This is a genomic window from Thermoplasmata archaeon (assembly GCA_038851035.1).
Classification (GTDB): domain Archaea; phylum Thermoplasmatota; class DTKX01; order VGTL01; family VGTL01; genus JAWCLH01.
Genome location: JAWCLH010000014.1, coordinates 1 through 26,156, shown reverse-complemented (window position 1 = coordinate 26,156; position 26,156 = coordinate 1). Strand labels below are relative to the sequence as shown.

The following is a 26,156-nucleotide window of genomic DNA, read 5'->3' as shown; positions in this document are numbered from 1 at the left end:
GTGACAATTAACGCAGCGATGGGACTGATGGCACGGTCGGCACCGCGCTTTTTTACGGGCGCGGTCCTTCTTGCGGCGTTCCTGCTGGACCTGCCGGGCGGAGAGGCAAGGACCCCGGAGGTCCAAGTGGAGATTCCCCAGCCAGAGGTCAAGATAGATGCTTCGGTCCCCTCCCCCATGACTGCCTCCTTCTCGGGCACTGTGCACATCAAGGGCAATGAGTTCCAGACGGCGGATGTCGGCCTCGAGCTGGACACGGGCGGCTGGCCGGGCACAATCACACCCTCGAGCAGAACCGTGACTGGGAATACCAGCCTTTCCTTCTCCGCACTCGTGACAGCGCCTCTAGAAGCCGAGGAGGGGGACTATCCCGTCAGGGTTCTTGCCCGCGCTGAGTCGCACGGCTCCCCGCCCGCTTTGGCCCAGGGCATTGTGACCGTCACCGTCGTGAGGAACAGGGTCAGGGTGAGCTGCGACGAGACCCAGAGGGAGAGCTACCCGGGGGAGACCGTGAGCTTCAGAATCAAACTCCTCAACTATGGCTCCACACCCGACACTTTCACTCAGTCTGTTGAGGAGAAGCCCCCGCTCCTGAGGGGCATATCGTTCCGCGTCGACAAGGGAGAGGTCGAAGTCGCGCCGGGCGAATCCGCATACTTGAGTGTAGAGGTCGCGTTGCCTCGGGATGCGCACCCCGGCTCGTACGTTGTCATTTTGACTGTCCAGAGCTCCGAATCATATAATTCCTTCAGGGGACTACCGCTCACTATCGTTGTTAAGGACAAACCCTCTCCACTGCCCGCGCAGTCGGTGCCGGACCTCTGGCTCTGGGCGGGGGTTCCGCTGCTCCTCGTGTGCGTCTGCCTAGTCGCATTCATCAGCGGCACCGAAGTCGGTCTGCTCGCATTCGTCCAGGTCGTTCTCGTGCCTCTGTTCGTGCGGATAAAGAGAGAGAAGGTGCTCGACCGCTTCACGCGTGGCCAGATATTCGGGTTCATCAGGGCCAATCCCGGCGCCCACTACCTGGCCATCCAAGAGCACCTAGAGCTGGAAAATGGAGTCCTTGCGTACCATCTCAAGGTGCTTGAAAGAGAGGACTACATTGTTTCTGTTAGGGATGGAATCTACAGGAGGTTCTACCCGAGGCACATGAAAATTCCAAGGAGAGAGAGGGAGCTCACGCGGATCCAGCAGGACATCCTTTCTGCACTGAAGAATAACCCTGGAACCAGCCAGAGTGGGCTGGCCAGAATGCTCGGAGAGAGTAAGCAGGTTGTCGCCTACCATATCAGAGTGCTCTCCAAGGCGGGCCTCGTCAGGGTCGAGCGTGAAGGCCAACTCACAAGGTGTTTTGTCTCGGGTGTGGAGGGGGAACGGCCACCGAAAACGGAAGAGGAGGCCCCCGCGGAGATTCCCGAACTCATCAGGGACATAAAGGCCTAGCGTGGGAGGCTTGGGTAAAAACCGGAACCAAACTCCTTTTATACTGAGAAGAGAAATTATCTAAGGGCAGGACGGTGAGACAGATGAAATGCGTAGAAAAGGGTTATATATCGTATGGGCAATACAGTCGTAAAGAGGTGCAAGGAATGGCAGTTTCGCCGGGCTTGTTCGCGAGAGCGGCGGCTATCCTGATGCTCACGGTCCTGCTCCTTGGAATTATACCATTGAGCGAAGCCGCTATAAACCCCGTGCCCGCCCTTAGCATCAGACTGGATACGTCCAGTCTTGAGGCGAGGGTCTCGGAAAGCGCCCAGGGTACGGCCCCGTTCACCGGCTCGGTCTCTCTCGATAAACTCCCTGTTGAGAGGGTTGTCGTTGACCTGACGGTCAGCACCGATACTGGATGGGCGGCGGCGATAACCCCCAGCACAATGGTCTTCACCAGCACCCAGCCCCAGTCATTCTCGGTAACCGTTATAGTTCCCCAGGCGACACCCGTAACCCCCACAGGCACCTTGACGATTACCGGAAGGGCGCAGGGGGGAGGGTTCCAAGACACCACAACCACGACAGGCACAATAGTTGTTGCTCCATACTACAGATTGCAGATCGAATCTGACGCTCCTTATAGAGAAATTGCGCCCGGCTCGCAGACCTTTTACAGCTTCAAGGTATGGAACCAGGGCAACGCCATCGACTCCTACGAGCTCGAGATTGTGAATCTCAAGGACATCGTGGGAAAGGGCTGGACCGTCACCCTATCGACCACACAGATCGCCAGGGTCAACGCCGGCGAGTACAGGGTTGTCAAGATCACGGCACAGGCCCCGCGTACACCGACGGTTTGGAAGAACGAGCCCACGATGATAACTGTCAGGGCGACATCACTCGGCGCGAGAGAGACAGGCCAGCAGCTCGTGTCCCAGACCTATCCACTCTACGCATACGAGCACGGCGGCCCCTATCTGCCGGGCTTCAACCCGCTTTTCCTGATGGCCGCTTTGGCTATTGGAGCTGTTCTTATTAAAAGGAACAGGCAGTGAATCTCCTTCCACCTGAACGACGTTCAAGGGAAGAAGGGACGTTGGGGGGGTGTGGAGGGACATGGTCGGGCTGAGGCGATTGCTCTGGAGACGGAGCCTGCGCTACAGAGCTTTTCACCATGAAATTGAGCACGGGATATGGTATTGCTAGGCCGGAGATGGAGGGTATGGCAGGAGAAAATGAGGAGGGGAGGGGAAAGGAGGAGCTAGGTAAAGGAGGGCGAAGGAGGGAAAGGGGGGTCCCCCGGGGGAGAATGGCGGAAAGGAAGGTCTCGGGACAGTGGCCCACCCCGACAGGCCATAGGCGCCAAGCGAAGGGGACGCCATCAAAAGTCTGGCTCCACGCCGTTATCGTGGTGCTCGTAATCATGGTCCCCATCGTTGGAGCAGTATATTTTTATTATGGACCCGCGGGTGAGATAAAGAAAATAGACCTCATTGCCCACCAATACACCAACACCACCGTGTCCAGAGCTGGGGAGGGGATATATGGCATGTTTATAGTGGTCCATGTGGACGCTGGCAAGCCATCAAGCCTCTCGGGCTCCGCCGAGCTCAGGGTATCGCTCAACGGGAGCGTTACATACGCTGGAACCATTCAAATCGACGGGAGTCGCGGCATCAGGAGACTCCCTTTCAGTGAGTTCGCGGTTGGTAGGGGGGACTATCGGGTAGAGGTCTCGTTCCAAGGAAAGCGCGCCTCGACAATCTTTCCCGTTCGAAGCATCATCGAGGGGATTAACGCCACCGCATATGTGATCACGAACCAATTGAACGCTACCCTCGTTCCGCCTGGGAAAGCCAGAATCGGGGTCATCGTGACCTTCATGGACAGTGCGGGCATCTCCCAGAAGGCGACCCCCGGCGACGCACTTGAGATAAAGGTGGCGAGGGAAGGCGAGGCCCCAGCCGTGTACACACCGAAAATTGAGGGCTTGGCTCAGTACGTCGCCACATACCCAGTCCCTGGAAACGGCAACTACACCGTCTCCGTAGCGTTCCTCAACTCCAATATCAAGAAAGAGACACCTATTTCGAGAATTGAAACCCTAGCCTTAGACGTTAAATCACTGCAGACCACCATACCTGTGAGAATTCCACCGACCGCGAACGCTGGCCCAGACAGGACCGCACAGTGGAAGTTCTCCACGGGAGGGGCTGTGGTGACATTCGACGGTTCGGGGTCCATTGCCTACGAGGGCGCCACCCTCGTGAATTACTACTGGAATTTCGGAGACGATACCGGGGAGGAGGGAGTGAAGGTAACGCACGTATACACAAAAGCCCCGGACCCCACCTCCCAACTCATCTACAGGGTCCAGCTCACCGTGACGGACAGTAACGGCGAGTTCGCAACAGACGAGGCTTATGTCACTGTCACACTATAGTAGGAGGGTCCCGCCACGGAGGAGGTAAGATCCGACGCCTGAGAATCAGCGGCTCCCTTTCCCAGTTTTTGATGCACACATTCATCTAGACACGGGTGGCTTGGGGGTGGAGGCCGCGAGGGACTTCCGGAGACTCGGCGGCACCGGTTTCCTCTTGGTGACAAAGCCCCTCTCACGCCCTTGCCGATCTGTTGAGGATTTCGGGGAGGGGTTCAGGGATACGATTGAAATGGCGCGCAGGGTGAGGGAAAGGACTGGTCTGGGCGTGCTGGTCGCGGTTGGACCCCACCCCGCGGAGCTACCCCGCCTCAAAAGTGTTCTTGGTATGGTTGGGGCTAAGGAGGTAATGTTCGGGGCCCTCTGGCTCGCAGGGAGGCTTGTGGCGGAGGGACAGGCTCACGCGCTCGGTGAGATCGGGAGACCACACTTCGCTGTTGAAGAGGAGGTCTGGCGTGCATCCAACGAGGTGATGGAGGCCGCCATGAGGCTTGCGAGGGAGCTGGACTGCGCGCTCATTCTCCACACCGAGAGCGCAACGCCTGAGGTTTTCGCGGAGCTAGCGGAAACCGCACGGAGGGCTGGGGCGGACCCTGAAAGGGTTATCAAGCACTTCTCCCCGCCCATCGTGAAAGTGAGCGAGAACCACGGCCTCTTCCCTTCCATTCTAGCGGGAAAGGGGGCGCTCGAGAGGGCGCTGGCGCAGGGTACGCGCTTTATGCTCGAGACCGATTACCTAGACGACCCTGCGAGGCCGGGAGCAGTGCTCGGCCCAGCGACGGTACCCAAGCGCACTCTGGAGCTCTTCAGAAAGGGCGCCCTCACGGAGGAACAGGGGTGGAGGATACACTCCGACAACCCTTCCAAGGTGCTCGGAAGGGGCCGCATTTGATGGTGCGTGGAGAGGGGCCACGAGCGGGACTTAGTAAAGCATAAATACACCGACCCCAATCAATTCAATATTGTTAGGGAGCGGGGAACGCAGGGAAATGTCTGACGCGGAGGTCAAAGTCTGGTTTCGCATCCGGAGGGACGACCGGAGCCTGAGCCTGAAGGACGTCTTTGAGAAGATGGAGGAGATTCGGAGAAAGGTTCCGGACGAGGAGGTCTATTTCGACGGGGACGAGTTCGCGATCTGCTCCAGGCCGCTCCGCAGGTCCCCCTCCTCTGGTGAACCCTCCCACACCCGTTCGCGCCCCTCTGAAGGCCCGGAAAAGAAGAGGAGGGGCAGGCAGACGAGGCTGACCTGAGCGCATGGTCTTAGAAGACGGCGGAGAGGGCGAAAAAGCGGCTCGGGGGAACGGGGGAGGACTGCCAGGCCCGTAAAGCACAAGGAGAGGGATAGCTCAGTCCCCACGACCGACGGCGAGCATTTTCTCGATCGGCCCTCTCGCCTTCTTCAGAACCTCCGGTTGCAGGACCACGCGGGGCTCCAGCGTACGAAGGCTGTGTAAAATTTTGTCGAGGGTTATTTTCTTCATCGTCGGGCAAACGGCACCGGGGAGCTCGTAGTAAACCCTGTCTGGGAGCATCTTCCTCAGACGGTGAATCAGCCCGCTCTCAGTGCCTATGATGAACTCCCTCGACCGGGAACTCTTGATGAAGCTGACCATGCCCTCTGTTGAGAAGACGCCGTCGGCGATGTCTATCACCTCCGGCAAACACTCCGGGTGGACTAGCGCCAGCGCACCCGGGTGCTCCCTCTTCAACGCTGCGATGTCCTCCCTCCGAATTCTCTGGTGGGTGGGGCAGTAGCCGGGCCAGAGATGGAGGAGCTTATCCTTCACGGAACGCTGGACATAGGCACCGAGGTTCGCGTCCGGGACAAATATGACCTCCTTGTCCGGGAGGCTCCGCACCACTTTCACCGCGTTCGAGGATGTGCAACAGACATCGCTCTCGGCCTTGACCTCCGCCGGGGTGTTAACATAGGCGACCACCGGGACGCCCGGGTGTTGCTCCTTCATCTCCTTCAGACCCGCGTCGTCTATCATCATCGCCATCGGGCACATCGCCTCAGGGACGGGATGAACGACCACCTTTTCAGGATTGAGAATCGCGGCGTTCTCGGCCATGAAGTCCACGCCGCAGAATATTATCGCCCGGGCGTCGGTTCTCGAGGCCTGAATGGACAGCCCTAGGCTGTCGCCGACGAAGTCCGCAATATCCTGTACCTCTGGCCGCTGGTAGTTGTGGGCCAGAATCACAGCGTTTTTCTCCCTCTTCAACCGCTCGATTTCGCCGGCCTCCTCGGGCATCGGGACTACAACATGACTAGCGCTATAAAAACATTGGGCTCGGATGGGCCCGCTCGATAGGGAGCGAACCCAGAACCTCTGCCTACCCGACAGTAGCGGGGCCGTGGGCCTCTGCCCACCACGCTACTCAGAGGTTCTCCTTGAGGAAGGCAAGCAATTTGTTACAGAGTTCCGCGTTGGAGAGCAGTCCGGTTCCGTGGGCGCTTCCGGGCTGGATGTCGATTTCCCGGCGCCCCTTGAAACCTGCGTGCAGTTCTAGTGCGCATATGGACGAGGAGGAGTCCCCCTGGCTGGCGGCGAAGAATATCGCCACGGTTCCCCGCTCGCTGAGATTCTGGGCAGGCGGGCCACTCTCCAGACCCCGATAATCACGTCCAGGTGAGAGTAGTACGAGCGCCCTGAGCTCGGGAATTTCCCGCGACGCAGCGAAATGGAGTGCCTCATTGGCCCCGATGCTCGCCCCGACAATCGCAACCAGTGGCGCGCTCTCGAACGACGCCAGAGCGTACTGCTCCGCGGCGGCGATGTCGAGGGGCATGGCCCTGAAGTCATCCTCGGTGAAGCCCAGTCCCGATTCATCGGTCCACGGCCTCCTCCTCCCGTTCTGGTATAGGCTCTGGCCGTGGCCCCGGGAGTCGAACGCAAGCACATTGAAGCCGCTGGAGCGGAGCTGGGGTATGAAAGAGTTATATGCCTTGCGGTCCTCATTCAGCCCGTGTACGAGAATCACTAGAGGCGCGGAGGAGCCCGTGCGATAGTAAGTCCCCTTTAGTTCGAAACCATCGTCGGTCCTGAATTGGACATTGACCGTGTTCGGGTCGGCGTTCTCGACCTCTTCTTCCCCCTCGCCTGGTTTGGGGCCATAGACGCGGGCCAGGAGCATCGCGACGAGCCCGACCATAAGGACTCCAACGGTGGCTAGGATAAGTGGGCGGAAGCGTAAGAGACGGGAGCGACCACTGCGTCCCTCGGAGAGCGCAAGCCGGGCGCCCTTCCGCCTCTCCGCGCAGCGAGAAGCCCGGCCCATCTCCGGGCTTGCCCCGGGGTGGGCGAATCTCATGTGCCTCTCCAGCCTCGCCGGCCTCACCGCCGCACCACAGACCCTGCAACGCGCTTTCTTCATCCCCGAGGCAATTTCCCGATAGCGTAATAATATCTTCGCTACCGGGCGGTCCCGGACGGCAAAATTATAATAGGTGCAAACCATCACTCGGGCGTGGGGAAGGGGCATGCACTTCGGGAAGGAGGCGAATGTGTACGTCATCAAACTCGATGACGGCGAGGAGGTCCATTCCACCCTCGAGCGGCTCTTTGCCCAGCAAACGATAAAGTCGGGGGTTTTTCTGGGCGGGGTTGGGATGCTGACGGACCTGAAACTCGGTTATTACGATGGGAGGGATTATGTGACGAGGGAGCTCTCGGAGCCCCACGAGCTCGTCAAACTCTCCGGTTCTACCGCGTGGGTCAACGGCAAGCCACATCTCCATCTCCACGCCGCCGTCGCCAACAAGGAGCACCAGCTCCTGGGGGGTCATTTGGTCTCTGCGAAGGCGCACTACCTCAACGAGATATACCTCCTCAGGCTCGTGGACATCGAGCTGACTAGGAAGAAGAGCGAGAAGAGCGGTCTCATGGAGCTGATTATACAGAAGGCAAGCGAAACGAAGCCGGTTCTGGGCCACGTGGCCAGACAGAGGAGCGGCTCCCTTGAACTCGACCTCGACTGAGACCCCGAGGGACCGGCCGATGCAGCGACGCGGCAGGAGCGGCGAGGGCAGAGGGACAGGGTTGAAGGTTCTCTTCGTCTCGCCCGAGATTCACCCCCTGGCCAAGACCGGCGGTCTCGCGGACGTTGCAGGGAGCCTACCTTTAGCCCTGAAGGAGCTGGGATGCGACGTTCGGGTGGTGATGCCCCGCTACAGAGCCGTAAGGGCCTCTCTGGACTATGTCGCTGACTTCGCAGTGCCTATGGGGAGGGGTATTGTCGAGACCGCTGTCGTGAAGGAAGCGCGGCTGGAGCAAGGTGTCCCCGCGTATTTGATAGAGTGCTATCGCTACTTCGACAGACCCTCGCTCTATGGATATCCGGACGACGCGGAGAGGTTCGGGTTCTTCTGCAGGGCCGTGCTTGAAGCACTCGATAAAGTGGAGTGGGAGCCCGCCATCATCCATTGTCACGACTGGCAGAGCGCGCTGATTCCTGCTTATCTGAAGCTCTTCTACAAAAAGGAGGGGAGGCACTCGAGCGTTAGGACGGTATTCACCATCCACAACATCGAGTACCAGGGGCGCTTTGGCCCGGAGGCCATGGATGCGCTTGGCCTTCCATGGGAACTCTTCAACCCCGACGGGATTGAGTTCTATGGCTCCGTCAACCTGATGAAGGCCGGCATCCTCTTCTCGGACATTGTGAACACGGTGAGCGAGAGCTACGCCCGTGAGATTCAGACGCCAGAGTTTGGAGGAGGGCTGGACGGGTTTTTGCGCGCCCACTCGCGCAAGCTCAGAGGTATCTTAAATGGCCTGGACTATAACCTCTGGGACCCGGAGAGGGACGCGGCGCTGACGCAGCGCTTCGGGCTCAGGTCCGTTGGGCTCAGGGCCCGGAACAAGATAGCGCTCCAGAGGGAGCTCGCCCTCCCCGAGGCGCCAGATGCATTCCTTCTCGGTTTCGTCTCCCGGCTCACAGTCCAGAAAGGTTTGGACATCTTGGCCCCCGCCATCCCCCGAATTCTGGTGCCGGGGACACAGATGGTCGCGCTAGGGACCGGGGACGAGGGTTATATGTCCATGATGAAAGCGCTTGCCGAGGAGTACCCCGACAACCTGCGGGTGGTGCTGGACTTCGACGACCGACTCGCAAGACGGATATACGCAAGCTGTGACGCGTTCTTGATGCCTTCCAAGTACGAGCCATGCGGCCTAGGCCAGATGATTAGCCTGAGGTACGGCGCGATTCCGATAGTGCGTCGGACGGGTGGTCTCGCGGACACCGTCATCGATGCCTCCAGGCCCGATGGGAACGGATTCGTTTTCGACGACTACACCCCCGCAGCTTTCGTGGAGGCCGTGGAGAGAGCCCGAACTCTCTTCCGGGATCCCGACCGCTGGAGGGCCCTAGTCCTCAGGGGAATGGCCGCGGACTTCTCCTGGAGGGCCTCGGCGCGGAGGTATCTGGAGGTCTACGAGGAGGCGATGGGGCGGGTCGAATGAACTCGCTGACCAATACCCTTAAATCCGATCAGTCCGTTGAGCGAGAGGACGGGGAGCGAGAGAAGATGGCTGAGGAAGTGGTGAATATAGAGACCACATTCGGTGTGAACGCGGGCAAGGTCTGGAACGCACTCAACAAAATCGGGACCGCAACGCCCAGAATGATTCAGAACGAGACAAAGCTGACGTCTGACGAGGTTCACGGGGCGCTCGGCTGGCTGGCGCGTGAGGGCAAAATCACCCAGATAAGGGACGGGAAGCTGGTCAAGTTCAGGCTCGTGGATGCGCCGAAGCCTTAGCTCGCGAGTGGCGGGCGGAGGAATTCGCCAATCGCCTTGGAACGGTGCAAGGGGCGGGGCCTGGCTCTTTTAATCTAAGCACCCGCAGGCGTCACGCCGGTCCCTGCCTAAGTAGCGCAGCGGCCTCCTCCGGTGTCACGGGGTTTATATAGAAGCCCGTCCCCCTCTCGAAGCCTGCGGCCTGCGAGAGCCTAGGCATAATTTCTAGATGCCAATGGTAGAACCTATAATCGTTCCTGTCGGATGGCGCGGTGTGGATATAGTAGTTGTAGGGCGGGTCGTTGAGACGGTCGTGCATCGCTCTCAGCACCCACTTCAAAATATACCCTAGCTTCCCCCTCTCCTCGTCCCCAACATCCTCGAATATCGGATCGTGGCTTTTCGGCAGAATCCAAGTCTCATAAGGGAATCTGGGGGCGTAGGGGCATATCGCAACAAAAGCGTCTGTCTCCAAAACAACGCGCTCCTTCTCCTCGAGCTCGTGTTTCACGATGTCGTCGTAGATGCAGCTGCCGCCGGTCGAGAAGTAGTAGTTTCTCGCTCCCTCGAGCTCGTCCATTATTCTGCGCGGTATCATTGGCGTGGCAATTATCTGGGAGTGGGGATGGGGGAGGGAGGCCCCGGCCTCCCTTCCCTGGTTCTTGAATATCATGATGTACTTCAGCCTTCTGTCCTTCGTCAGGTCGTTGTAGCGGTCCTTGTAGGCGCAGACGATTTCGTTGACCTGGTGCTCTGGTAGGGTAGCGATGGAGGCGCAGTGCTCCGGCGTCTCAATTAAAACCTCGTGCGCACCCACACCATTCATTCTGTTGAAAAGATGATTTACCTTGTGATTTACTTCTCCCTCTATCTTCAGCGCGGGGAACTTGTTCGGAACCACCCGAATCCACCAGCCGGGCGAGTTAGGCTGCGTCCCCGGCGAGCGGTAGGCGAGAATCTCAGGGGGGGTCTGTTGCTCCCTGCCGGGGCAAAAGGGGCATTTTTCATCGGGAGTATCGGGTGTCGCCGGGCTCGTCTTCAGTTCGACGTGCCTCGCGCCCCTCTCGCTCGAGAGAACCACCCAGCCGTGCGTGATGTAGTCCTTCCTCAGCTCGGGCATCTTCAGGCCACTCTTGCTACCTGTAAACGGGCCCTTTATAGAAAAGGTTTATTGCGCACGCGGGGATTGCCGACCGGTGCAAATGCACCTCAAGCTCTGCTTCCACTTCCACGGCTACCAGCCTGGTGATATCATTCTCAGGAGGCCCGGGAGCCCGATGGAGACCCCAGTGTTTCTGGAGAGGCGGTCGCCTGTAGGCCTAAAAGCGGGCGACAGGCTTATCAAGGGCGAGAACTGGACGGGCGCGATGCTCGGGTTCTACAGAGAGATATGGAGGCTATTTGAAGAGATGGGGAGAGAAGGGGGTAGCCCGGGAGTCGCTCCCTTCTGCTCCGTGGACATCGAGCCCGCCACGCTCCAGCTTTTAGTGCAGAGGCACCCAGGCTCCTTCCGGGCGCTCAGGCGCCTCATCGAGGAACGAGTAATCGACCTTATCTGCACCGCGCCGTTCCATGTCCTTCTACCCCATGTTGCGCCTGAAGAACAGCGCATCTTGGCCGACCTCGCGTTCAGCCTCCACGAGCTTCTTATCGCCCCGGAACCTGAATCTCCGATCGGTTTCTGGTTCCCGGAGGGGCTCTACTCCAGGGAGGCTGGAAGGAGCGTCGGGGAAGCCTTTGGCAGGAGATTCGCGAGTAGGGCACCAAGGTCGGGAGGTGGCGACGCAAGCGGAGTGGGAGAGCTATCCGCCGGAAAGCACCTCTTCATCCTGCTCGACCGCCACCAGTTCCTGGGTCTCCAGCTCCCCCAGGCCGCTCTCTCAGCCAATTTCGTCCTCCTGAACGGAGAGAGGGTCATCGTTTTCGGCAGGGACAGGGCCCTGAGCGATCGCTGGGCGTTCAGAGAGGGAACGATTCCCGAGCTCGTTGGCCTGATCATCTCCACACACACGGACGATGTTAAGGAAAAAAAGGGAATTGAGTACGCTCTGACCATGGCGAGCGACCTCGAGTCACTCGCCTCCTCGGCCGACCAAGGCGAGAGGCTCCGCACCCTGCGGAGGCGGTTGCGGGAGGTCGGCGTGGAGCTGCTCAGCACCCCAGTTTTTCTCCACCGGAAGCTCACGGGCGAGTACAGGCGCTGGGAGGGCGAGATGGAGGACGAGCGCTTCAGGGTGGAGATACGTGAGTTCTCGTCCTGGTCTGATTACATGGACCAAGGTGTCGATTACTCCTCTGACACTCGGTGGACGGGAATCCGTCGCTGGGATGGCCTAGTGATCTCGAGGGTACACCGGGGCACCAGAATCTCGCAGATTTGGAAGCAGGGCTTCATGAAGGTCCAGGAGCGCGTGGAGCGCGTGGTAAGGAGGACTGTACTGGATGGGCTGGGTCGCTGCATGGCCCCTGGAACTAGATGGGGGCCGGAGCAGTCTTGGGAATTCCTGAGGGCCTATGCGGGAGTTGTCTTTGCGCCATTATGCCTTGCCTGCAGCCCGCCCGGCGCGGACATCGAGCCGGACTTCCGCAGAATCGCCGACACCCACCTCCAGAACTGCAGAAGGGACGAAGAGGCAGCCCTTCTTGCGAGAGCTTACTACGAAATGCTGATGTCTCTCCGCTCATGCCCCCGCTTCTGGGACAACATGGACACGAGGGTCACGTTCCAGGGCTCCGTCCTAATGGCTCACGCGCTCTTGGACCTCGCCGAGGCCTGCGAGCGGCTGGGGCTCAGGGAGGGAGCTCAGGAAGCCCTCAGAATTTTCTTAACGAATCTAGTTGACTTCCACGAAGTCTATAGGTACTATAATCTCGGCTCCCTCTTTGGGCTCGTCGGCTGGGAAGTCTCGGAGGACGCGTGGCACATGGCAGTCCAATCGGAGGTGCCCGAGCGAAGCGGGTATGACGTCGTCAAGAGGGCCGCGCTCTTCGTCGCTATCAGAGAGGGGACGGACGCGGCATCGCGCGCGTTAGCCGAGGTGCGCTTCGACGAGGGCCAGGTCGTTGCCGACACCGCTCACATTGAGGGTGAGGGACACGGCCAGTGGGAGAACGCGAATTTCTGCGAGAATAGGGCGCGTGCATAGAGAGGTGGAGGACTTACCCCTTAGAACAAATAAATAAATTTGCTGTGCCATCCGAATTTAATATATATATGCAGAATTATGGTAATCGAGGGGAAAAATGAAAGGCGGAGCTGTGTCGTGGGATGAGGAGGGTTTGCCTGAGGCCGAGGAGGTTTTAATGGTTGAGGAGGAGCCGCCCGATGCTCCGCCCGGGCCCTCTGCCGGTGCACAGGGCGGCCATGCGGGAGCGCAGAGAGCTCCGCTCCCCCGGTCCTCCATCGACCTAAGAAAGCTCGCGGCAGTAGCGGTCGTGGCGGTTGTCGTCATCGCGACCATGGCCGTCCTCCTGACGGGCAGACCCGGGACCGTCGTCACCCCCCACCCGAAGCCACCGCCGGGCGTGAACGACACCCTAGCCGCCCCCGACGTTCTCATATCGGAGGTCATGCCCGAGATGGCCGGCAGCTCGGTCACCCCCTACGTTGAGATTCAGGTTGGCGAAGGCGTACCAGATTTGAGCGGCTGGAGGCTGACGACGTACGACGATGGGGGTTACAGGATATCCTCGACTCCCGGCACCAGATTCCGCTATGTGCTTCTGGAGTTTCCGCCGGGAACCGGCCTGACGCTCGATGCCAAGGACGAGCTCGGTCTTTACGACAGCGAGGGCCGCCTTGTGGACTTCGTCAGGTGGGGGGGCGGAGGAGGCGATGCTGTCAGGGCGACCTGGCCCCCGGCATCCCCCGGCCCCTATCTGAGGGTGGGGGAATCAGCCTCGAGAATCGGTCTCACCAGATACGACCCCGCTGCTTGGAACTCCTCCCCGCCCAGCCCCCGCGAGCCGAATATCCTCGAGGTTGAGCCGGGGGGAGTGCGGCAGGTGATCTGGCTCAGGAGCGGGAGGCACTTCAGCCCCACACTCTCCCTCGGCTCAGGCTCTGTCTCCCTCCCCGCCGGCCGCCCCGTATCGAGGGCTCTCCTGATGGAGGCGGCGGCCCATATCGAGTATTCGCTGAAGCAGCTCAGGAGGCTCGGGGAGCCCTTCGCTTCCGGCAACACTAGCCGTGGCGCGCCACTCCTCGAAGTTTGGGTAACCAACGGCTCGAGCTATGGCGGAGTGACCGAAGCGAGTGGCAGAGTTTCGCTGATGCTCGGCCCCGGCCGGGCTATCAACGCCTATTTTTGCGCCCGCCAGATAGCGTGCCTAATTCAGCTCGCGAAATGGGGTGCGCCCTCGGAAGCCACAGCATTCATAAGAGAAGGAATGGCAACTGCTGAGGGCCTTCAGACCGCGGCCCTCGAGACCTACCCGTCCGCTCCGACGGTCGAGACCATATTGTCGGACATGCGTGCCGCCCGTCTATACAACCCGTATGATAACGGCCGGGACCTGAGCCGGAGCTTCATTGATTCATGGTCCTGCAGCGCCGATGACATGGCCAGCTCGTGGCTATTCTACGAGTACCTTCAGAAACGCTTCGTAGAGAGCGGCCTCGGTGCATCCCTTTCCCAAACTATGCTCCATTCAGGCAAGGACCCGCTGGCGGCTCTCACAAGCCAGATGGGGAAGAGTTTGCAAGAGCTTTTCTGGGATTACTTGGCGTGGAGAACGCAGCCGGGATTCAGGTACCCCCAGCCTGTCCTCCAGTCGAGCCAGGACATCGGCTCGGGGGGAGCTGAGCTGCTAATCACCCTCCCTCCTTGGACGGCATGGGTGGCGCGCCTAAACTCCACGATGCCCGGGACGGCGGAGGTCAATATCTCCAGCGACCCCGCTTCCATCGGTCCGCTACACTTCATCGCCACCGCGACGAGAACAGGAGTGGTTCTGTTTAGGGGCACCCTCCAGCCAGGCGCATCATCGGTCTTCGCCGCCCCCGGTCTCAGGGTCTGGGACGAGCTCATCCTCGTGGCGGCAAGCGGAGAGCGCTACGGAGGAGCCGTCTGTAGCGCCAGCTATCTGCCTCCACCGCCCTCTGGTCTCCAGCCCCCAGACGGAACCTGGACGAACAAGCCCCTGCCCTCTTTCGAATGGTCTCCTGTGGAAGGAGCGTCAGGCTATGAAGTCCAGATCTCGCGCGATCCATCCTTCCTTTCGCTCGAGCTCTCCGGGCACGCCCAATCGCCGCCCTACACCCCTCCAGCTCCCCTTCCTGATGGAAGGCACTACTGGAGGGTCAGGGGCCTGACCGCGATGGGGACACCGACTGAGTGGTCTCAGGCGGCGGAGCTTCTCGTGGACACGGTTCCCCCTCTCGCCTCGCTCGTCCTCACAGAGCCCAAGTACCGGGCCGCCCCCGAGCACATCTGGAATATATCCTCCATCACCCGCATCACCTTCACTCACGGCTCCGAGCCCCTTGCGCCCGAGACCATTTACTTCCGCTTCTCGGAATTGGAGGAGTGGCAGAGACATACCGGTGAGTTCGCCCTGACTGGTGCCGATGGAGCGAGATCGCTTCAGTGGAGGTCGGAAGACGCCGCCGGCAACGTCCAGCCCGTCCAGACCCTCACGCTTAACCTTGACAATTCCCCGCCTGATGTGGAGCTTGAAATCGGCTCTCCAAAGGCTTCCGCCACTCCAGATGATATAACAAACGTATCAGACCGGACCCCGATTTCCATCCGCGCTGCCGACCAGCTTTCGGGCGTAGGGCAGGTAAGCTTCAGGATAGACAATGGCGCCTGGACCCAGTACCGCGAGCCATTCTCCCTGTCCGGGCTGGCTGAGGGCTACCACATTGTGTCGGTCCAGGCCACCGATAACCTCGGCAACGCGGCCTCTGGCAGCTTCCGCCTGTATCTCGATCTGACGCCGCCCGAGCTCTCTCTCGAGGGGCTCACGGAGGGGGTGGTCCCCCATGGAGTGCGCCAGGTCCGGGCGTCGGCGGCCGACAGGAGCGGCGTGGCCACGGTGAGCTACCTTGTCGACGGTTCCCCCAGATATGCTGCCAGTAGCGCCCCCTTCGAGTGGCGTTGGGACACCGCCGCAGAGAGCGATGGCACGCACACCGTCGAGGTGAGAGCTGTGGACGTGCTCGGCAACGTCGCTTACCTCTTCGTCTCAGTCCTGACCGACAACACCCCGCCCTCCACGAGCCTGAGCATCGGCTCGCCGAAGCACAGGGCGCAGGAGACCGACAGGTGGAACGTGAGCTCAAGAACAAACCTCACCCTAACGGCCTCGGATGATTGCTCTGGTCTCGAGGCTTCCTGGTTCGTAGTCGACGGGAAGTATATAGAAGCCACAGAGCTCTTCCTAAGAGAGCTCCCCGACGGCCCCCATACTATAATATACGGTAGCCAGGATAGGGCGGGGAATAACGAGAGCGGGACCGAAATGGTACTAGTCCTCGACAACACGCCCCCCTCTCCCTCGTTCATCACCCCCCAGCAGAATGACTTCGTCTCGGGTGTCGTGAGCATCTCGGTCAGCGAGGGCTCTGGGGCCGGGGATGTGAGGAACTGCACATTCTACTACTCCAGCGACGGCGTCAACTGGCACCTGATAGCGGTGGACAGCGACGGCTCCAATGGATGGGGGGTGAGCTGGTCCACCCACTCCCTCAGCAACGGCTCCTACTGGCTCAGGGCAGAGATGAGGGACATGCTCGACAACGTCGGCGTTCAGACCATAAATGTTATGGTGGAGAATTAAGGGTAGGCAGACCCCCGTTGCATCATCGAGCGCTCAGGGTCGTGGGGTCCCGGTATCTCCCCGGCCCCCCGCATAGCCTATCTGAACTCCGCCATCAGCTCCTCCAGCAGCGGCGCCGCCTCGCTCTCTGGCAGGCAGAATTTCATCTCAAGGAACTTCCCGCGGAGTGCCCTCGCCTTCTCCCCGACATCCGTGCCCCTCAGCACAACGTCCGCGACAAGCGAGGCGAGCTCCTCGAAGTCCGCTTCCCTCATACCGAAGCGCGTCATCTCCTGAACCCCCATCCGGATACCGGAGGCTGAGGTGAAGCCCTCGTCGTCAGGGAGGGCCTGGTAGTTGGCGATGATGTTGCTCTTCTCCAGCTTGTGCGCGATCTCGACTCCCCTCGCATAGCCCACCCTTATGAGCACCTGGTGCGTCTCGGTGTAGCCTACTGACGGGTCGCCCTCCACCTGAACGCCGTGGTCGTGCAGGGCCCTGGCAAAGGCCTTCGAGTTGTCCAGAATCTGCTTCTGGTATTCCCTTCCATAGGTGTTGAGCTCGTAGGCGGCCATGAGGTTTCCAAGAAGCGTCCCGAGGTGGTGGTTGCTGACCGAGCCCGGGAACACTCTTCTCTGAATCGCCTCCCAGAGCTCCTCGTACTGCGTCCCCGGGGACATGTTGCTCGAGATGATTCCCCTCTGGGTCCCAAAGAAGGTCTTGTGTGTGGAGCCGGTCACTATGTCCGCGCCCTCCTGGAAGGGCATCTGGAAGTACGGGCCGACGAGACCGAGGACGTGAGCCATGTCGTACATCAGCAGCGGCCTCTCGGGAAGTCTATCGGCGAGCCTGCGCATCTTGACCACCGGCTCGGGGTGGAGCACCATGCTCTTTCCCAGAATTATCAGCTGGGGCCTGTGCTCCTCCATGAGGCGAGCCGTCTCCTCGAGGTCTATTTTATAGGGGTTTTCCTTCTGAACTGGGAAGTTCACGACCGCGTGCCTGTCCGACATCGGATCGTGAGCGACGTAGTCCCTGAGCGCCCCCATCGGCTGGGAGGAAAGGTGGCCACCGCGGCCGATGTGGTGGTTCATTACCTTGCGAATTCTTTTCGGCTCGCTTTTCCTGTCAACCCTGTTCAGCCAGTCTACTATGCCGCTGAAGACGGCAGCGTTGGCCATCTGGCCGGAGATTACGCGCGCCTCCACCTCGGAGCAGCTCAGGAACTTCCTCATCTCCTCCAGAAACGCTTCCTCGACCCAGGTTATGAATTTCGTTCCCTGATAATAGTAGACCTCAACATTCCCGAGCGCCTTGACCAGCCTGTGCTCCGCGTACCTCCCCTCCGGGTCCATTATCGTGAGTGCTCTAACCAGAGCCGAAGGCGTCTGCTCCGATGGAATCAGGTTGATGCACTGTGTCCTGCGCCACCTCGTGTTCTCCGCGGCCCTCTGCACCAGCTCCCTGGCCCTCACAGAGAATAGCTCCCTCTCCTCGCTCACTTTCTTCCTCTCGACCTCCTCGAAGAGAATGGGTCTCGAGTGGGGGGGAGCCTCGGCCCCCAGATTCCGCTTCACGACCCTGGCATCAATCACGCGGGTCTTTGTCCTGATGTGAATGACCTGGCCGTCTCTTATGTCCGCGTCGAGGAGGGCGAGGCCCAGTGCCCTTTTCTCCACTTCGCAGGTGATTCGGGACATCACACCCTTCCCTTCGAATTTGCAGTAGGCCGTCATCGTGCCGCTGGTAACGTATCCCACTTTAATGTTGCCCACACGGACCTCATCTCCCCGCCTGCAGATTCCCTGGCCCATGACCGCGATGGGGTATATGCGCCGGGGCACGAGCTGCTTCTCTTTCGGCTTTCGCAACGTCCCGGCCTCCCTCTGCTTGAGCTCCTCGAGTTGCTCCGCGAGCGCACGCTTTCCAACGAAGTCGCCTTTCTCGCGAGAAAAAGACACAGCCATTCTCCCCTGGGTCAGGGCGAAAATCGGTATCTCCTTTCCCTCGGGGTCGGTGCCGAGCTCGTGGCCGTAGAGAGGTAGCCCAGCCTCGAGCCTCAAGGTGTCGCGGGCGCCTAGACCCACGGGCAAGATGCCCTTCCCCCTCCCGAGCTCCAGAATTCTCCTCCATATCTCCCGGGCTGCCTCTCTCGGAATAAAGAGCTCAAAGCAGAGCGGCTCTCCCGTGTAGCCCGTTCTGGAGATATAGACCTCCACGCCCCCGATTCTTGCTTTTCTCAAACAGTTTCGGGCTGGGTCCGGAAGCTGGCTGCCCTGGTCAAGCATTGCTTCAAGCACACTCCTCGACTCGGGGCCCTGAAAAGCCAGCATGGCGATCTCGGCCGTCTTGTCCTCCATCCTCACATCCGGGAAGCGGAGGATGTACTTCTGCAGCCAGTCCCAGTCCTTCTTCGTGTTGGCGGCGTTGACGACCAAGAGATATTCATCTTTCGTGAGTCTGTAGAGGTACGCGTCGTCCACGGCGCCGCCGTTTTCATTAGGAATTAGAGTGTACTGCGCCCTTTCGGGCTCAAGCGCGGCGGCGTTGTTGGTCAGGGTATACTGGAGAAAGGCGAGGGCGTCCCTCCCTGTGATGAGGAAGCGGCCCATGTGAGAGACGTCGAACAGACCAGCAGCCCTTCTCGTCGCCAGATGCTCCTCCAGAATTCCAGGATCATAGTGCAACGGCATCTCCCAGCCGTTGAAGTCAACCATCCTGGCATTAAGGGCGATATGCTCTTCATAGAGAGGCGTGCGATTCATCCACCCACTCTCCCGGCGCGCGAGAAAGCTTGCGTTGGTATAAATATTGTTGTTGATTTGATTGATATCGTAATCGGAGTTAATCTAACGGGGCACGCGTCGTTGAAATAGCCGGTCCCATCTGGCACCCATCCCCTGCTCCCTTTCCAGCTGCACCCGAGGCAGGCGGGGATCTGGTAGGGTGAGGGAACATTGGTGCTCGCTGGTCGAATATGCCCCCATCCCAGGGACAGCAAATCAAGAAGGGTCGAAAATCTCCTGCGTTATTGGGTGAAGGTCTCGCCCTTCTCGAAATTCTCCCTGACGTACTTCAGCAGGAGCTCCCTATTCCTGCGGAGGTGCGACTCGAACCAGACCTTGACAAGCCCTGCGAGAATCTCCCATATCTTGTTCAGATTGACCTTGTCAACTGGGGAGTCGTATAGAATCTGCTGGGCGAATATTCTCTTCCAGCCGGAGTACTTGTAGTAGTGCTCACCCTCGCAATACTCGAACACAAGGCGGAAGTGCAGCTCTTTGCCCACAGGGTAGTACCAGGCCTTCAGGGAGTCGCCGGTGCGGCCCTGATCCTGTGTCTTGTCTATGAGGGATATGGAGGAGCAATCAGCGAATCGAAAGTTGTCACGGAAGCTCCACTTGTCCGGGAACTCCTCGAAGGTGGCGAAGGTGCCAGGGCTGGGCTCCATCGTGAAGTGTATCTTTCTCTTGTCGAACCTTATCCATATCTTCCAGAAGTTCTCAATCAGGCTTTTGTTTATCGCCGCCTTCCTCTCGCTCAGCTTGCCCATGTCGTCCGTTATGTCTTCGGCGAGCTCGTTCAACTCTGCGTCCAGCTGGGCAAACAGGTCGTCCGGCATCTGCACCACTTCCGGGCTGGTATGGGGAACAGGACTTAAATAGATTTTTATTGCCCTCGAGGTTGCGCGCACATTCTGTTAGAGCCACACTATCGGATGGGACAGGGACGCTCCTCCGTTCTGACGAGCCGGGGGAACTCTGAATGGCCCGACCCTGTCATTCGCGGAATGGGGAGAAGCTCCTCGGGCCGGGTCCGCGTCCCTTGAGGGCCCTGACAATGATGATAGCGGTGATGACGGCTAGGGCAAGAACCGGAGTCTGAAGCCCCGGAACTCCTTTGCCGCCCCCGCCAGTCCCCACCTCCTTGACGACGACCGTGACCGTGGTCAGGGCGCTCGCCCTCGAATCGTTGACCTCCAGGGTTACGATGTGGGTGCCCTTTGGAAGGAGGCTGTATGTTATGTTCCGCCCGCGCCCGAGTTCCACACCGCTCTCCAGCTTCCAAACGAACGTGAGCTCGTCTCCATCGGGGTCCGAGCCATCGCCCATGAAGAGAATTCCGGCGCCTTTCTTGTAGACAGACATGTTGAGCGGCAGCTTTATTGCCGCGGTTGGTGGCCGGTTCACGTCGATGACCGTAATATTCCACATCGCACTTATCGTCGTTTGTCTGTCAAAGACATCGACCCTGAGCTGGTAGGTATTTCCGCCCATCGTGAAGTCTGGGGCAAATGTGAAGGAGAAGCCCTTGGCTCCGGGCTCCAGAATTCCATTGATGTACCATTTGTAGATGAGGTCGGGCGTGTCGACATCGCAGGCAATAATGCTGAATGACTTCCTCCCACCTTCCTCCACCTCTACATCGGTCTCCTCTGGCGGGTTGGGGAAGTATGGTGGGTCGTTCACAGGCTCGACGGATACCGAGATGTTCAGCGTGGCCTTCAGCCCGAACCTGTCCGTGGCTGTTATCCGGAAGAACTCTTGGTAGTCAACACCCGGTGCAAACTCCTCACTCCCCGTGTCTATGACTAGGGTCCCATCTTCAGTGATATTGACAGTGAGGCGACTCTCGCCGCTCGCGGCAACGCTGAACGTGAGCTTGTCGCCAGCGTAATCCGCCGGTGTGTCCGGGTCGAGGAAGAGGTCCGGGAGGAAGAGGCTAGAATCGCTTCCTCCCTCTTTCACTTTTAGATGGATGGGGTCGTCCACGCCCTGCCTCACAGAGGGCGGGTGGTTTTTATGGGTAACGGTGAAGTTGAAGCGCGTCGAGGCAGGCGTGGTCCCGGGGTGGCCGTCACTGCACCGAACTTCAAGCTCGAAGGAGCCGAAGGCGTACTCCACGGGACCGAGTCTGAAAGCGTGAATGGATTCCTCATACCTGTTCGGTAGCTCCGCACCCGGTGGGCGAGTGTCCTGACCAGCGACGACCACCGTGAAGGTGAGGTTCTCTGAGGGGTCGTCCCTGTCGTAGAAAATCGTCCTGAGGTCAGGGGTCTTCCAGGGCTGCCCCTCCGAGACATAAACGTTCTCTAAATATCCCGTTGTCACGGGTGGGTCGTTAACAGGTTCCACAACAACCCTCACGGTAACATCCGTTGACTTGTTCCCCGGACCGTCATCCGTGGCTCTGAACCGGACATCCTCGGCACCGAACCAATCGGCCTCAGGAATAAAGGTCACTCTGCCGGTTGTTTTATTAACCGAAGGCTTTGTATGGTACATCGCGAGGGAGCCGAAGAGGCTGTAGGAGATGCTATGTCCCTCCGGGTCGGTAAAGTAGTCGGAGAGGACGAGGGTGTCGTCCACACTGTCCTCCTGCATATGAATCTCAGGAATTCCCCCGGTATACACCGGGGGGTCGTTGGGAAGAGTGAAGGTTAGCTTGTACCAGCCCCTCCCGGGCACGAAGTTGCTTGAGGATGCGGAGCAGCCGATGGCCCGGACCGCAAAATAGACCGGGCCCTCGTATCCAACCGTGATGTCCGTGAGCCTGGCATAGGCCCCTCCACCCTGCTGGGGCATGTAGTCCCCGCCGATATAGTTCAGGTTCCTGTCCCACGCGGAGAGGTGGAAATAGCTCCCTGGTTCGAAGTAACCCGCAGTGAAGACTAGGTAGGCCTCCGTTATCGCTTTGCCCGGTCTCGCGCTCACGCACCACCAGTCCACCCAGTCAACTCCCTGGTCCGCGAAGCCGGAGTGAGGGTAGAGGTCATTCACGAAGGTCGCCCCGGAGGGGAAGTTGTCGCGGTCCATCGCCTGCCCGGCGTACTGGGTGCTCAGGGTGTAGCAGCCGTATCCGGATATCGCGTGGACGATCGCGTACCAGCTCCCGCCAAGCCCGCTGCAGATCACTACCTGCTCTCCACCGGCGACCGCTGCCCAGGAGCCATTCCGTAGGTAGAATCCGCCATCCACCGGCCAGACATGGTAGACCCTCAGACCGAATATCCCGGTCTGTGGGCACTTCACCTTTACCTGCATCAACTGGTCATCCCCGGGAGGAGTGTCGATACGCCAGAGCTCACGACCCGGGGGTGACTCAATGCTCAGGCTTCCAGATGCAGTCCCACCGCCGTAGACCCTAGGGTCGCCAAGCGAGACACTCAGTATATAGCTACCCGGCTGGGTGGCGACCTCGGGCGGATTGGTATCGGTCATGTTGACAACGACCTGAATGTACATCGTTCCGCTTCCGCTGGGGTTCCATGTCTGGACGCCGATTACAGTTTCCCAGCGATTGGTGGTCCGGGAAGAGTCGAGGCCATAGAGAACGAGGTGAAAATTGTACTTGCCACGGTCCGTCTCGTTGTAGTCCACCATATAGAGGCTGGCGTTGAGAACCTTCCCGTAGGGCACCTGGATGCTGTACCAGTCCTCGCGGTCCATCGAGGGGTTCGTCAGCAGGGTTCCCTCAACAGATTCGCCGTTTGAGAGCGGAATCGCCTCATCCCTAGTATTGTTTGGCTCTAGGTCAACGCCCCGCCCCCGCTCCTCCATCTCCTCCCCTTGAAGTGTCCCCGGAACCATCGCTCCAAAGAGCAGGAGGCACACTACCGCGGCCTGAAATCTTGCGGGCCTGCCTGAGACTATCACTTCCATCACCCCTGCCTCTGATCTGTCCGAGAACGATAGGTGGAGCTGGGGCTATATAATTATTGGTCCTATATTCAATATAAAAGCCGGAGTAATAGAATGAGCTGTGGGCGAGAGGGGGAGGCAGTCGGTCTCATCGCCTCCTGCGCTGCGCGAGAATGAGGCCGCAGACGACCGCGGCCGCCAGCGCTACTACGGTCTCGAACCCGGGAAGCCCTCCTCCGCCCCCTCCACCCCCCGGTTCTCTGATTATTATCGTGACCGTCTGCGTCACGGTGCTCTTCCCGTCGCTCACCTCGAGCGTAACCATCTGGGTACCCTTCGGCAGCTTATTCGTCGAGAATGTTGGCCCCCTGCCGAGCTCGGCGCCCGTCTGGTCCCTCCAAACGAAGGTCAGGCTGTCTCCATCCTCGTCCAAGCCTTCGGCGCTGAAGCTCACATAAGCCCCCTTCTTGAATGTCGACATATTCAGGGGTGTCTTTATGTATGCGCTTGGAGGCCGGTTAGCTTCATTAACGGTGATGTTCCACTGGAAGCTTATCGTGGTCTGGCTGTCTGAGATGTCCACGCGAAGGTTATAGGTCCTTCCGCCCATATTGAAGTCTGGGGTGAAGATGTAAGTGAACCCTCTGGCGGTCTTGTCCTTCGCACCATCAAGATACCAGGAGTAGCTCAGCTCGGGGGTGTCGATGTCGCTCGCCGCCACGCTGAAGCTCTTCTTCTCGTTCTCCTTCATCACCACGGTCGGTTCATCGGGTGTGACCTTAGTAAAATAGGGCGGGTCGTCTTCTGGCTCGATGCTTATGGTGATGTTCAGCATCGCCCTGAGGCCCGCCTCGTCCCTGGCCGTGAGAATGAGTTTCTCTTCATAATTCTTGCCGGGCAGGTATTCCTCCCCACCGGCGTCAAATGTTATTCTCCCGTCCCTCGCCAGACTTACCCTGACCTTGTTCCCAGAGGGAATCGTCAGGCTGAAGGACAAGGTGTCAGCGGCGTAGTCCTCAGGCGTGTCGGGGTCGGTGAAGAGCTCGTAGGCATTGAGGTGGTCGTCCTTTCCACCCTCCCTGATGATTACAGGATAGGGGTCGGGTATTGACGGGGCGAGCGAGGGTGGGTGATTGACATGGGTGATGTTCACATAGAAGCTCGTCATCACTGGAATGGTTCCCTCGTGGCCATCGGTGCAGGAGACCTCAAGGAGGAAGCTGCCGAAAAAGAAATTCGCCGGACCAATTTTGTAGTGCCTGCTGCTCTTTTCGTATACAACTGGCAGGGTCGAGTTCCGGGGACGGGCCTCGGACCAGACAACTCTAGAGCTGAGGGTCAAATTGTCAAAGGGATCGTCGATGTCCTTGAAAATGGTGCTCAGCTCCGAAGTGTACCCGACCTCGCCCTCCTGCAGGGTGAGGTCGGAGAGTGGTGAAATTATATAGGGCAGGTCGTTGACGGGCTCGACCACCACATTCACTGCGGTTAGGCAGAACGGATTCCCCGGTCCGCTGTCCGTCACCCGGAAGCGGACGACCTCGCTCCCGGACCAGTTCTCCTGGGGCCTGAAGGTGACCCTTCCGGAGCTCTGGTTCACAGTGGGCCTCGTCTTGTAGCCCGTGCCGTAGAGAGAGTAGGTGAGGGCGTGGCCGTCCGGGTCAACGAAATACTCGGAAAGCACCAAGCCGTCGTAGGTGCTATCCTCCTGCATCCTGATTTCGGGAATGGTGCCGTTGAGGAAGGGGGCCTCGTTGGGCAGCTCGACGCTTATGGTGTAGTCGTGGTAGGCGGGGTAGTGCTGGGACGAGTCCTCGCCAGACTGGGTCCAGTGGGAGACGGCCTTCACGACGAAGTATATCGGCCCATCATAGGGAACGCTGACGTCGCCCAGATTGATTGAGGTGTAGTAACCGTAGTAGGTGGAGCCGCTCTTGAGAATGTTAAAGTCCCTGTCCCGGGCCGAGAAGTTGTATGTGTTGCCGCGGCCCGCGCCCTCCAGTGTGAAAAGTACATTCCGGACGGGCTTGTTCGCCCTCGCGTTTACACAGAACCAGTCCACGGGGTCGAGCCCCTGGTCAACGTGGTCCCTCCTAGGCTCGTTGTCTGTGATAAGAGTGGCCTTGGAGGGTATGTTGTTGTCGTCGGGGGTGTAGTCAAATAACTCCGTGCTGAGTGTATAGCACCCCGAGCCCTCCCGAGCCCGGACCATTAAATATGATGTTCCGTTGCACCCCGTCATCCTGATTTCCTCATTGTTTCCTGTGCCGTTCTGCTTCGACGCGTTCTGGAGCCACCAGGCGCCGTCGTAGCTCCAGACTGTGTAGCCGAAGAGGTCGAAGTTGCCCGTCTGGGGGCAGGTCAGCCTGGCAAAGAGGTGTTTGTCGTCGGGGATAGGCTGCTCCAGCTTGTAGAGCTTTCCGATGTTGGGGCCGTTGCTGGTCAGCTCCCCCTGATAGGTGCCGGTGCCGATCAAAATCGGGTCGCTGTAGGAGGCGCTGATGGTGTAGTTGCCGGGCTGGCTCCCTGAATATGATTTGAAGACAAGTATCACAATGGTGGCGGTCGAGCTGGAAATCTGGAACATTATAGCCGCCTCCCACTGATTGGTGGTATTGAGCCATATATAAGAGTAATAGTCGGCGGAGTTATAGATATAAAGGTCAAAGTTCACTTTCCCCGGATTGTCCGGATCCCAGTCGAGGATGCACATGCTTACATTCACCACTTTTTGGGGAGGGACGTTGATTTTATAATAATCATAATTGTCATCGGCAGAGGTACGCATCAGGCTACCCATTACCACTTCGTCAGGGTCAAGGTAGGAGGCGCCCGATGATTGATTGTTCCCGGGCTCGACATCCGCGCCAATCCGCGTGCCGTTCTCCGCGTATAGAGCCGCAGGCAGCGCCCCGACAAGCAGGAGCAGCGAGACCGTTATGGACTGGACCCAGAAAGATTTGATTGACTCCTTTTCCATTTTAATATTCCCCCCCAATACTCTTTTGTGCCGGGTGTATATAATTTTTATGGAGCGATTAAAAATTTGTCGAATCCCGAAATAACTTCCTCTCGGCAAATATAAGAGCCCTAAAACCATATCAATACATGCGGAAGCTCACAAGGAGAAAGC

General features: G+C 59.2%; 17 protein-coding genes. 10 read left to right on the top strand and 7 right to left on the bottom strand.

Translation table 11 applies throughout. The features are described from left to right. The first annotated feature begins 18 nt into the window (after positions 1-18). The 5 genes from coaT (QW379_05815) (at position 19) to QW379_05795 (ending at position 5,121) form a co-directional block, all read left to right on the top strand. Positions 19-1,443: a choice-of-anchor T family protein gene (coaT, locus tag QW379_05815; protein ID MEM2869919.1), complete on the top strand. Its 1,425-nt coding sequence runs from the start codon at positions 19-21 to the stop codon at positions 1,441-1,443. A gap of 146 nt (positions 1,444-1,589) precedes the next feature. Then, positions 1,590-2,486: a choice-of-anchor T family protein gene (coaT, locus tag QW379_05810; protein ID MEM2869918.1), complete on the top strand. Its 897-nt coding sequence runs from the start codon at positions 1,590-1,592 to the stop codon at positions 2,484-2,486. 167 nt (positions 2,487-2,653) lie between these two features. Further along, positions 2,654-3,874: a PKD domain-containing protein gene (locus QW379_05805; GenBank protein ID MEM2869917.1), complete on the top strand. Its 1,221-nt coding sequence runs from the start codon at positions 2,654-2,656 to the stop codon at positions 3,872-3,874. Positions 3,875-3,953: 79 nt separating this feature from the next. Beyond that, positions 3,954-4,763 (top strand): TatD family hydrolase, encoded by an 810-nt coding sequence (locus QW379_05800; protein MEM2869916.1) that lies wholly within the window; start codon positions 3,954-3,956, stop codon positions 4,761-4,763. Between the two features lie 97 nt (positions 4,764-4,860). Then, on the top strand, positions 4,861-5,121 hold the full coding sequence (locus QW379_05795) for a hypothetical protein (protein MEM2869915.1): 261 nt from the start codon (positions 4,861-4,863) through the stop codon (positions 5,119-5,121). A gap of 96 nt (positions 5,122-5,217) precedes the next feature. On the opposite strand, the gene nadA is transcribed toward QW379_05795, so the two are convergent. Continuing rightward, complete coding sequence (gene nadA, locus QW379_05790) at positions 5,218-6,129, bottom strand: quinolinate synthase NadA (GenBank protein MEM2869914.1); 912 nt, start codon at positions 6,127-6,129, stop codon at positions 5,218-5,220. Between the two features lie 127 nt (positions 6,130-6,256). Continuing rightward, positions 6,257-7,252: an alpha/beta fold hydrolase gene (locus QW379_05785; GenBank protein ID MEM2869913.1), complete on the bottom strand. Its 996-nt coding sequence runs from the start codon at positions 7,250-7,252 to the stop codon at positions 6,257-6,259. Between the two features lie 73 nt (positions 7,253-7,325). On the opposite strand from QW379_05785, the gene QW379_05780 reads away from it, so the two are divergent. The 3 genes from QW379_05780 to QW379_05770 all read left to right on the top strand — a co-directional run bounded on the left by QW379_05780 (position 7,326) and on the right by QW379_05770 (position 9,641). Further along, positions 7,326-7,856, top strand: coding sequence for a DUF296 domain-containing protein (locus QW379_05780; GenBank protein ID MEM2869912.1), 531 nt, complete (start codon positions 7,326-7,328; stop codon positions 7,854-7,856). A 19-nt stretch (positions 7,857-7,875) separates the two neighbouring features. After that, the gene (glgA, locus tag QW379_05775) at positions 7,876-9,342 is read left to right on the top strand and encodes a glycogen synthase GlgA (protein MEM2869911.1); all 1,467 of its coding nucleotides are present in this window, start codon (positions 7,876-7,878) and stop codon (positions 9,340-9,342) included. A gap of 65 nt (positions 9,343-9,407) precedes the next feature. Further along, positions 9,408-9,641, top strand: coding sequence for a winged helix-turn-helix domain-containing protein (locus QW379_05770; protein ID MEM2869910.1), 234 nt, complete (start codon positions 9,408-9,410; stop codon positions 9,639-9,641). A gap of 91 nt (positions 9,642-9,732) precedes the next feature. Here the strand turns inward: QW379_05770 and galT are convergent, their stop codons facing one another. After that, on the bottom strand, positions 9,733-10,740 hold the full coding sequence (gene galT / locus QW379_05765; protein MEM2869909.1) for a galactose-1-phosphate uridylyltransferase: 1,008 nt from the start codon (positions 10,738-10,740) through the stop codon (positions 9,733-9,735). Positions 10,741-10,822: 82 nt separating this feature from the next. Between galT and QW379_05760 the strand changes: the two genes are divergently transcribed. Next, positions 10,823-12,766, top strand: a complete 1,944-nt coding sequence (locus QW379_05760; GenBank protein ID MEM2869908.1) for a hypothetical protein — start codon at positions 10,823-10,825, stop codon at positions 12,764-12,766. Between the two features lie 97 nt (positions 12,767-12,863). After that, the gene (locus tag QW379_05755) at positions 12,864-16,403 is read left to right on the top strand and encodes an Ig-like domain-containing protein (GenBank protein MEM2869907.1); all 3,540 of its coding nucleotides are present in this window, start codon (positions 12,864-12,866) and stop codon (positions 16,401-16,403) included. Positions 16,404-16,480: 77 nt separating this feature from the next. On the opposite strand, the gene gcvT is transcribed toward QW379_05755, so the two are convergent. The 4 genes from gcvT to QW379_05735 form a co-directional block, all read right to left on the bottom strand. Then, complete coding sequence (gene gcvT, locus QW379_05750) at positions 16,481-19,147, bottom strand: glycine cleavage system aminomethyltransferase GcvT (GenBank protein MEM2869906.1); 2,667 nt, start codon at positions 19,145-19,147, stop codon at positions 16,481-16,483. 263 nt (positions 19,148-19,410) lie between these two features. Then, positions 19,411-20,013 (bottom strand): hypothetical protein, encoded by a 603-nt coding sequence (locus tag QW379_05745; GenBank protein MEM2869905.1) that lies wholly within the window; start codon positions 20,011-20,013, stop codon positions 19,411-19,413. Positions 20,014-20,161: 148 nt separating this feature from the next. Continuing rightward, positions 20,162-23,044, bottom strand: a complete 2,883-nt coding sequence (locus tag QW379_05740; protein MEM2869904.1) for a hypothetical protein — start codon at positions 23,042-23,044, stop codon at positions 20,162-20,164. Positions 23,045-23,171: 127 nt separating this feature from the next. Beyond that, positions 23,172-26,003: an Ig-like domain-containing protein gene (locus QW379_05735; protein ID MEM2869903.1), complete on the bottom strand. Its 2,832-nt coding sequence runs from the start codon at positions 26,001-26,003 to the stop codon at positions 23,172-23,174. Between the last annotated feature and the right edge of the window lie 153 nt (positions 26,004-26,156).

Excerpts from the sequence above, each read along its gene's own strand:
- coaT (MEM2869919.1), top strand. The coding sequence starts at position 19 with ATGGGACTGATGGCACGGTCGGCACCGCGCTTTTTTACGGGCGCGGTC.
- coaT (MEM2869918.1), top strand. The coding sequence starts at position 1,590 with ATGGCAGTTTCGCCGGGCTTGTTCGCGAGAGCGGCGGCTATCCTGATG.
- QW379_05805 (MEM2869917.1), top strand. The coding sequence starts at position 2,654 with ATGGCAGGAGAAAATGAGGAGGGGAGGGGAAAGGAGGAGCTAGGTAAA.
- QW379_05795 (MEM2869915.1), top strand. The coding sequence starts at position 4,861 with ATGTCTGACGCGGAGGTCAAAGTCTGGTTTCGCATCCGGAGGGACGAC.
- nadA (MEM2869914.1), bottom strand. The coding sequence starts at position 6,129 with ATGCCCGAGGAGGCCGGCGAAATCGAGCGGTTGAAGAGGGAGAAAAAC.
- QW379_05785 (MEM2869913.1), bottom strand. The coding sequence starts at position 7,252 with ATGAAGAAAGCGCGTTGCAGGGTCTGTGGTGCGGCGGTGAGGCCGGCG.
- glgA (MEM2869911.1), top strand. The coding sequence starts at position 7,876 with ATGCAGCGACGCGGCAGGAGCGGCGAGGGCAGAGGGACAGGGTTGAAG.
- QW379_05770 (MEM2869910.1), top strand. The coding sequence starts at position 9,408 with ATGGCTGAGGAAGTGGTGAATATAGAGACCACATTCGGTGTGAACGCG.
- galT (MEM2869909.1), bottom strand. The coding sequence starts at position 10,740 with ATGCCCGAGCTGAGGAAGGACTACATCACGCACGGCTGGGTGGTTCTC.
- QW379_05760 (MEM2869908.1), top strand. The coding sequence starts at position 10,823 with ATGCACCTCAAGCTCTGCTTCCACTTCCACGGCTACCAGCCTGGTGAT.
- QW379_05755 (MEM2869907.1), top strand. The coding sequence starts at position 12,864 with ATGAAAGGCGGAGCTGTGTCGTGGGATGAGGAGGGTTTGCCTGAGGCC.
- gcvT (MEM2869906.1), bottom strand. The coding sequence starts at position 19,147 with ATGAATCGCACGCCTCTCTATGAAGAGCATATCGCCCTTAATGCCAGG.
- QW379_05740 (MEM2869904.1), bottom strand. The coding sequence starts at position 23,044 with ATGGAAGTGATAGTCTCAGGCAGGCCCGCAAGATTTCAGGCCGCGGTA.
- QW379_05735 (MEM2869903.1), bottom strand. The coding sequence starts at position 26,003 with ATGGAAAAGGAGTCAATCAAATCTTTCTGGGTCCAGTCCATAACGGTC.